The sequence below is a fragment of the Sphingopyxis sp. genome (assembly GCF_035565275.1).
In the GTDB taxonomy this organism is placed as follows: domain Bacteria; phylum Pseudomonadota; class Alphaproteobacteria; order Sphingomonadales; family Sphingomonadaceae; genus Sphingopyxis.
The window spans coordinates 1-7,818 of the sequence record NZ_DATMST010000195.1 but is presented as its reverse complement, the minus strand read 5'-3'; the positions used below and the strand labels follow the sequence as shown (position 1 = coordinate 7,818).

The following is a 7,818-nucleotide window of genomic DNA, read 5'->3' as shown; positions in this document are numbered from 1 at the left end:
GCCTGCGTCAGCCGCGCCCGCTCGGCCAGCTTGTGCGCCGCCGCCACCGCGAGCACGATCGCGAGGAACAGCGCGAGCACCGGAAACACCGCCGACATCAGCGCGCCGCCGTCATCGTCATCGGATCGTGCGCGACGCTCGCGACCGTGCGTACGAACGCGCCGCTCGCCGCATCATAGACGTCGAGCGATCCGTCCGGGCGCGACGCGACGAGCAGCGGCTTGTCCTGCTGCGTCGCCTCGATCGACACACTGTGATTCTTGAGCGCGATGCGGCGGACAACCGTCTTCGCTTTCGGGTCGACGACCCATGCTTCGGTGCCGCCGTCCTTGTGCGATCCTTCGATGCCCTTGGGGTTCATCAGTATATAAAGAAGGCCGGCGCGATCGGCCGAGATCACCTGCCAGCCGCCGGGGCGCCATTCGGGTTCGCCGCCCGCCTGTTTCGGAATCGCGAAACCGCCAAGGTCCTTCGCTGCGGCGCCCGCAAAGTCGATCGCGCGCAAATTGCCCTTGAAGCTGACGAACCACCCCGTCCGCCCGACCATCGCCGGGGTCATGAACAACGGATCGTCATCGATCGTGTTGAACGCCTCGCTGGTGATCGCAGGCCCGGCCTTGCCGGCGGCGTCGAGCGCGATACTCGTCATCGTCCCGTCGGCGCACAGCGAGGTGAAGCCGCGCGGCCCGGTGGGATAGACGAGCGAGCAGCCCGGCAGGTCGATATCCGACAATATCTTGCGGCCATCGAGGTCGACCACGGTCACCGAAGACCCCGGCGTGAAGTTGAACACCAGCGCCCATTTCTCGTCGTTGGTCAGTTGCAGGCTGTTGCGCAGCGTCACGAACAGCCCGCGCTTGCCGCCGGGCAGGACGATCTCGTCCTTCGGCGCCAGCGTTTTCGTATCCCAGATCGTGATGACGTCGGTGCGCTCGCCGCGCGTCAACCGTGAATAGAAGGTCTCGCCGACATAGATTTCGCCGCGCGTCGTCGAGGGCAGGATATTGCCGAACTGCGCGACGGGAATCTGGCCGCGCAGATTGTTGTTTTCGGCGCCGACGTCGACGATCGCGGCGCGTCCGTCGGGCAGGCTGTTGAAGTGCAGATCGTGGACGAAAACCCAGCTCGCGGGATAGCGGTCGGGCAATTCGGAGACCGTCGGGACGGGCTCTTCGGGCAAGGGCTGCGGAAAGTCCGCGGCGACCGAAACGCTGGCGGAAATCATCAATGCGGCAAAAGCCGTTCCCTTCGCGATGCGCAGCATCCCGGCACTCCCTCCTCATGGTGACAAAGGCTCTGACGGCCGATTCGCAATAATATTGTTCGTATGTCCAAATTTAGTCACGCGACAAAATTAGGTCACTTGTCCTAAGGACGCGAGGCGGTTACGAAAGCGCCGGAGGCTGCTGAATCTTGACGAATTTCATTGTTCCCGACCTGAAAATCACGCCGCGCACGGGCGGCTATGCCCGCGGCCAGGACGGCTTCGAGCATATTCTCCGTTCGGCGCTGGCGCTGCTCGTGAACCAGGGATCGGCCGCGCTGACGCTGCGCCGCATCGCCGCCGAATCGGGAATGAACGTCGGCAACCTCAACTATTATTTCCGCTCGAAGGAAGAGCTGATCCGCGAGCTGCTCAACGCGGTGATATCGAGCTACGAGGAATCGTTCGACGAGATCATCCACGAACCCGGGGCAAGCGCGGAGGCCCGGCTCGAAAATCTCGTGATGCTGATCCTCGAGGATATCACGACGAAGAAGACGACGCGCTTTTTCCCCGAACTATGGGCGATGGCGAACCACGACGCCTTCGTCCACGACCGGATGAACGAGCTATACGAGCGCGCGCGCGTCTCGCTCAACGAACTGATCGCCGAGATCAATCCGGCGCTGCCCGACGACGAGCGCCAGATTCTGGCGCTCTTCATCTCGGGATCGATGGAGGGGCTGACGCTGTTCGCGGGCTTCGACAAACCCTGGCGCTCGGCGATGCCGATGCTCGAGGCGATCGCGCGGCGATCGTTCGTCCATCTCGCCCGGACGTTGCAGCCGGGCGAGATCAAGGCGCTCTGCGTGGACCCCGCCGCGCCCGCGGCCTGAACGTCCCTACCGCCGCTTCGCCGCGATATAGCGGTCGACCTGCGCCTCGAGCACGCTGAGCGGCAGTGCGCCCTCACCCAGCACCGCCTCGTGGAATTCGCGAATGTCGAAACGCGACCCCAGGTCGCGCTCGGCGCGCGCGCGCAGTTCGGCGATCTTCAGCTGCCCGACCATGTAGCTCGTCGCCTGCCCCGGCCAGTTGAAATAGCGGTCGACCTCGCGCGCGATATCGGTCTCGGACACCGAGCTGTTCGCCTTGAAATAGGCAATCGCCTGCTCGCGCGTCCACCGCTTCGAATGGATGCCCGTGTCGAGCACCAGCCGGATCGCGCGCCACACCTGCAGCGACAGCATCCCGAACCGGTCATAAGGGTCCTTGTAGACGCCCATCTCGTTCGCCAGCCGCTCGGAATAGAGCCCCCAGCCCTCGACATAGGCACCGTAGCCGCCGAATTTGCGGAACTTGGGAATGCCGGTGAGTTCCTGCTGACGTGCGATCTGGAAATGATGCCCCGGCGCCCCTTCGTGCGCGGCGATCCCGGCGACCTGCACCTTCTGCGTCTGGTTCATGTCGACCAGGTTGACGTAATAGATGCCGGGCCGCGTTCCGTCCGCCGACGGCGGATTATAGAATGCCGTCGGCGCGGTCGCCTCGCGCCACTTCTCGACCGCGCGGACTTCGAGCGCGGCTTTCGGCAGCACGCTGAAATAGCGCGGCGCCGCCGCCATCGCCGCCGCGATCACCGCGCGCGCGTCGGTCAGATACGCCTCGCGCCCTGCCGCGTCGTCCGGATATTTGAACTTGGGGTCGGTGCGGATATGGTCGAAAAACTGCTCGAGCGTCCCTTTGAACCCGACCTCGGCCTTGATCGCCTCCATCTCGCCGCGGATCGCCGCGACCTGCTTCAGGCCGAGATCATGGATCTGGTCGGCGGTGAGGTCGGTCGTCGTCGAGGTTTTCAGCCGGTCGGCATAATAAGCCGCGCCGTCGGGCAGGCTCCAGACCCCGAAATTGCCCTTCGATTGCGGCTCGATCGCATCGAGCGCACCGAGCAACACGTCATAGCCGCTCCGGAACGGTCCTTTCAGCGCTGCGCCGGCATCCGCGATCAACTTCGCTTTCGTCGCCGCCGGTGCGTCGAGCGCGTCCACCTTCTTGCGGAAATCGGCCATCAGCGTCGAATCGGGTCCGTTGTCGAACGGCGCGCCGACCAGCACCTTCTTCGCGTCGGCGCGCGCGGGTGCGAAATTGACCTTGTTCGGAACGATCCCCGCCGCTGCCTGCTCGCGCATCACCGCCGCAACCTCGCGCATCACCCGGTCGGTATCGCGCAGGCGGGCGATATAAGCCTCGGCATCGGCGACCGTATCGACCTTGTGGTTGTTGATGAGCAGGACGGGGATATCCCCCGCAGGGCTGCCATTGGTCGTGACCGGGAAACGGAGTTGCCGGAACCGCAGCGATTCACGGCCGCGCTCGACCTCATATTCGAACAGGCTGTAGCTCACCCGTGCGCTCTCGCCCAATTGTTCGGGCCTGAACCGCGCGCGCATGTCCTTGAGCTGCCGCTCGGCCAGTTCCTGCTCGCGTACCGCGGCGGCAGGCGTATAATCGTCGAGACGGTCGTAGTGAGTCTTGAGCCCGAGGTGCGTCTGACTCTCGGGCGAGAGACCAAGGCGCTCGTCGAACGCCTGGTCGAGAAACCGGAGCAGCGCCGCGTCTTGCGTTTCCGCCTGCGATGCCTGCGTCGGAGCGGGTGTATTGGCCATGACGAGCGGCAGGGCGGGCATCAGCATAAGCGCAAGGGTAAGACGCATGATATTCTCCTATCGAACCGCGGGACTGTTTACCGATGGCGGCGCCGGGCGCAATCGCCTCGTGAGCCTGCCCGGAGTTTATCGACGCGCCTGTGCAATGGCCGTGACACCCGTCCGGGTACGAAAGCCTGCGGCTCTTCGCTGAAAGCCGACCAGTTCAGGTTGTTCGAAAGAGCACCGGCTGGCTGGGGCGGCAGGATTCGAACCTGCGAATGGCGGCATCAAAAGCCGCTGCCTTACCACTTGGCGACGCCCCAACGGGCCGGTGCGAGCGCGTCTATAACGCCTCGCGGCCGCTTGGCAAGCTAGCCGGTCAGAGGCGGGTCACCCAGCCGTGGGTGTCTTCGGCGCGGCCGCGCTGGATGTCGACGAGCTTGTCCTTGAGCATGCCGGTGACCTGCCCCGGGCCGCCCGCGCCGATCGTGAAGCTGGTGTCGCCGCGCGTCACCTTGCCCACCGGCGTGACGACGGCGGCGGTGCCGCAGGCAAAGCTTTCGGTCAGCTTGCCGCTCTCCGCATCGGCCTGCCACTGGTCGATCGCATAGGGTTCCTCGCGCACCGTCAGGCCGGCGCCGCGCGCCAGCGTGATGATCGCGTCGCGCGTGATGCCGGGCAGGATGGTGCCGGTCAGCGGCGGGGTCACGATGCTGCCGTCGTCGAAGACGAAGAACATGTTCATTCCGCCCAGTTCCTCGATCCAGCGATGCTCGGCAGCGTCGAGGAAGACGACCTGATCGTGGCCCTTGGCGATCGCCTCGCGCTGCGCGACGAGACTGGATGCGTAATTGCCCCCGCATTTGGCGGCGCCGGTACCGCCCGGCGCGGCGCGCGTATAATCTTCCGACACCCAGAGCGAGATCGCGGGCGCGCCTGACTTGAAATAATTGCCGACCGGCGAGGTGATGACGAGGAACTGATATTCGGCGGCGGGCTTGACGCCGAGGAACACCTCGCTCGCGAACATGAAGGGACGCAGATACAGCGCGCCGCCATCGACCGGCGGGAACCAGCCGGCGTCGGCTGCGACGGCTTCCTTCACCGCGGCGATGAACATCTCCTCGGGCAGTTCGGCCATCGCCATGCGGCGCGCGCTGGCGTTGAAGCGCGCGGCATTCGCCTCGACGCGGAACAGCGCCATCGATCCGTCGTCGAGCCGGTACGCCTTCAGACCTTCGAAAATTTCCTGCGCATAGTGGAGCACCGCGGTCGCCGGATCGAGCGTCAGCGGGCCGCGGGGCATCACCTGCGCATCATGCCATCCCTTTTCGTCCGAATAGCGGATCGACACCATATGGTCGGTAAAGACACGCCCGAACGCCGGATCGGCGATCGCCGCCGCCCGTACATCGTCCGCAACGAGATTGGGGTGCGGGAGACGGGCGAAGGCGGGAGCGGACATGCGAAAACACCTGTGGCTGGAGCGTTTTCAGGTCAGGCGGAACCATCTGATGACCCGGAAAACGCGGTAAGACAAAGAAGCTGGAGCGACCCGTTCGATTCCATCGAAACCCCGGCTCCAGCGGGTTTATGGAGCGGGCCTCTTGCCAAAGACCGGCGCGGCGCGCAACGGTAGCGACTATGCCGGATGAAAATTTTCTTTCACAAGTACCCGCTGCCTCTGCCCTTTTCTTGCGCGAGGAGGAAGTGCGCCGTGGCATCGAATTTCTGTTCTTCGCCCACGCCTCGCTCTGGCGCGCGATCGATGCGCGGCTCGCCGAGAAGGAGCTGGGGCGCGCGCATTACCGCGCGCTCTATTTCATCGCGCGCCAGCCGGGGCTGGCGATTTCCGACCTGCTCGCCTTGCTCGGCATCACCAAGCAATCGCTCGGCCGCGTAGTGAAGGAGCTCGAAGCGCGCGAGCTGCTCGCGACGCGGCCCGGCAACCGCGACCGGCGGCAAAAGGAGCTGCGCCTGACCGATTCCGGACGCGCGCTCGAAGCCGCCATCTTCGGGGTGCTGCGCGACACGATGAGCCGCGCCTATACCCATGCGGGACAACAGGCGGTGACCGGATTCTGGCAGGTCAGCGAAGCCCTCGTTCCCGTGCGCGACCGCACCCGGATCGCGGCGCTGGGCAAAGAAGCCCGCTAGGATCCTGACCCTGGCCTAACCTTCGCCGCGCGCGATGTCGGCAAGCTCGCGCCCGCGATCGCGCGCCGCGCGCAGCACATTGGTCATCAGTGCGGCGAGCTGACCGTCGGCATCGAGGACGTCGAGCCCCGCCTGCGTCGTCCCGCCCTTGCTCGCGACCTGCGCGATCAGTACCCCGGGCTTTTCGCCGCTGTCGGCGAGCAGCGCGGTCGCGCCGCCGAAGGTCGCGGTCGCCAGCGCCAGCGCATCGTCGGCCGAAAGACCGAGCCGTTCGCCCGCCGCCGCATAGGATTCGATCAACCGGAAGACGAAAGCCGGACCGCTTCCGGTGAAGGCGGTGACAAGATCCATCGTCGAATCGTCGGCGAGCGTGACCGTCTGGCCAAGCGGATCGAGCAGTGCGTGGATCGCCTTGTCATCGGCATCGCCCAGCGTCGCGACGGCCGACACGCCGGCACCGATGCGCGCGGCGAGGTTGGGCAGGATGCGAACCTGCGCGCCCGCTGCGGGGAAACGCTGCGCAAGGTCGGCGAGCGATACGCCCGCAAGGATCGACAGCAGATGGACCTCGCCGGTCGCAAGCGGCGCGAGCACGTCGGCGACGTCACCCAGCTGCTGCGGCTTCATGCCCAGCATGATCCAGTCGGCGACGCCCCCGGTCGCCTGCCATTCGTCCAGCGACGCATGCTGCGCAATGCCATCGCGCGGCGTCGCGAAGGGATCGACGATCGCGACCAGCGCCGGATCGAGCCCCGCCGCCAGCCAGCGATCGAGCATCGCGCCCGCCATGTTGCCGCAGCCGACCAGCAGGAGTCGGCCGGAGAAATTCCGCAGGGCTTTGGTCATAGGTCCTTCTTTTCTTGTCCTTTAACGGCAGCTGCTTTCCGCGCCCGACAACAGGTCGAGGCAGCGGCCGTCAATCTTGTTCGCATCGACGGGCAGGCCGATCAGCGCGGCCAGCGTCGGCAGGATGTCCACCGTCATTACTGCATTGGGCTGTTCGAAGCCGGTAAGCCCCTTGCGCCAGAACAGCATCGGTACGCGCCGGTCATAATCCCACACCGACCCGTGCGTCGCGACATAGCCGAGACCCGATTCCGGGATCGGCGTGACGCGCGGCTTCAGGACGACGATGAAATCGCCCGAACGATCAGGGTTATACGACGCGCGCAGTTTGTCGAGCATGCTCCACGTATCGGGCGCCTGCTTCGAGATCGGGCGGCTTGCCAGCTCGTCGGCTGTCACCACCGCTTCGACCTGCCGGTGCGCGCGGAACCGCGCGACGAGCTCGGCGAGCGCCACCTTGCGCTGCGCGGCCGTCAGCGTCTTCGACAGGTACATGTCGCCAAAAGGGCCGTCGCTGTGGAGCAGCGGCTGCGGCAGGCCGAGCTTCTCGCCGACCGCCTTGCCGATTGCCTCGGGATCGAGCGCCGCGTCGACGCGTTCGGCGGCGGGCCAGGCATTCTGCCGGTTGCGTTCGGGCATGTCGTGTCCGCCGTGATCGGCCGTGAGTGCGACAGCGTAATCGATACCGGTCGCGTCAAGCCGCGCGAAAAAATCGCCGAGTTCGCGGTCGAGACCCGCCATCTGGAGGCACATCTCGCTGCCTTCGGTGCCCGATCCATGGCCGACATAGTCGGTGGCCGAAAGGCCGACGATCAGCAGATCGGTCGCGCTGCCCTCACCCAGCTTGCGCGCCTGGCGCAGCGCTGCCGCGGCTGCCAGCACCGCACCGTCGGCTTCGGGCGACGCCATGAAGCGGCGGAAGTCGCCGCCTTCGCGCGCCAGCCGGCCCGATCCGACCGTGCC

Annotated in this window: 7 protein-coding genes and 1 tRNA gene; 2 read left to right on the top strand and 6 right to left on the bottom strand. The window is 65.8% G+C overall.

The annotated features are described in order from the left end of the window. Nucleotides 1-97: 97 nt before the first annotated feature. On the bottom strand, nt 98-1,264 hold the full coding sequence (locus tag VN047_RS13915) for an amine dehydrogenase large subunit (protein WP_325543650.1): 1,167 nt from the start codon (nt 1,262-1,264) through the stop codon (nt 98-100). A gap of 149 nt (nt 1,265-1,413) precedes the next feature. Here VN047_RS13915 and VN047_RS13910 point away from each other — a divergent pair, with 149 nt between their 5' ends. Further along, on the top strand, nt 1,414-2,100 hold the full coding sequence (locus tag VN047_RS13910) for a TetR/AcrR family transcriptional regulator (protein ID WP_325543648.1): 687 nt from the start codon (nt 1,414-1,416) through the stop codon (nt 2,098-2,100). Nucleotides 2,101-2,106: 6 nt separating this feature from the next. Here VN047_RS13910 and VN047_RS13905 read toward each other — a convergent pair whose 3' ends face one another. The 3 genes from VN047_RS13905 to VN047_RS13895 all read right to left on the bottom strand — a co-directional run bounded on the left by VN047_RS13905 (nt 2,107) and on the right by VN047_RS13895 (nt 5,317). After that, on the bottom strand, nt 2,107-3,918 hold the full coding sequence (locus tag VN047_RS13905) for a DUF885 domain-containing protein (RefSeq protein ID WP_325543646.1): 1,812 nt from the start codon (nt 3,916-3,918) through the stop codon (nt 2,107-2,109). A 182-nt stretch (nt 3,919-4,100) separates the two neighbouring features. Beyond that, nucleotides 4,101-4,175 (bottom strand) — tRNA-Gln (locus VN047_RS13900). Between the two features lie 56 nt (nt 4,176-4,231). Then, nucleotides 4,232-5,317 carry a branched-chain amino acid aminotransferase gene (locus VN047_RS13895; protein ID WP_325543644.1) on the bottom strand — a complete coding sequence of 362 codons (1,086 nt, stop codon included), beginning with the start codon at nt 5,315-5,317 and terminating at the stop codon, nt 4,232-4,234. Between the two features lie 179 nt (nt 5,318-5,496). On the opposite strand from VN047_RS13895, the gene VN047_RS13890 reads away from it, so the two are divergent. Further along, nucleotides 5,497-6,009, top strand: a complete 513-nt coding sequence (locus VN047_RS13890; RefSeq protein WP_325543643.1) for a MarR family winged helix-turn-helix transcriptional regulator — start codon at nt 5,497-5,499, stop codon at nt 6,007-6,009. Nucleotides 6,010-6,024: 15 nt separating this feature from the next. On the opposite strand, the gene proC is transcribed toward VN047_RS13890, so the two are convergent. Further along, the gene (gene proC, locus VN047_RS13885) at nt 6,025-6,855 is read right to left on the bottom strand and encodes a pyrroline-5-carboxylate reductase (protein WP_325543641.1); all 831 of its coding nucleotides are present in this window, start codon (nt 6,853-6,855) and stop codon (nt 6,025-6,027) included. A gap of 21 nt (nt 6,856-6,876) precedes the next feature. After that, the coding region (locus VN047_RS13880) for an alkaline phosphatase family protein (RefSeq protein WP_325543639.1) at nt 6,877-7,818 on the bottom strand (942 nt) is incomplete at its 5' end.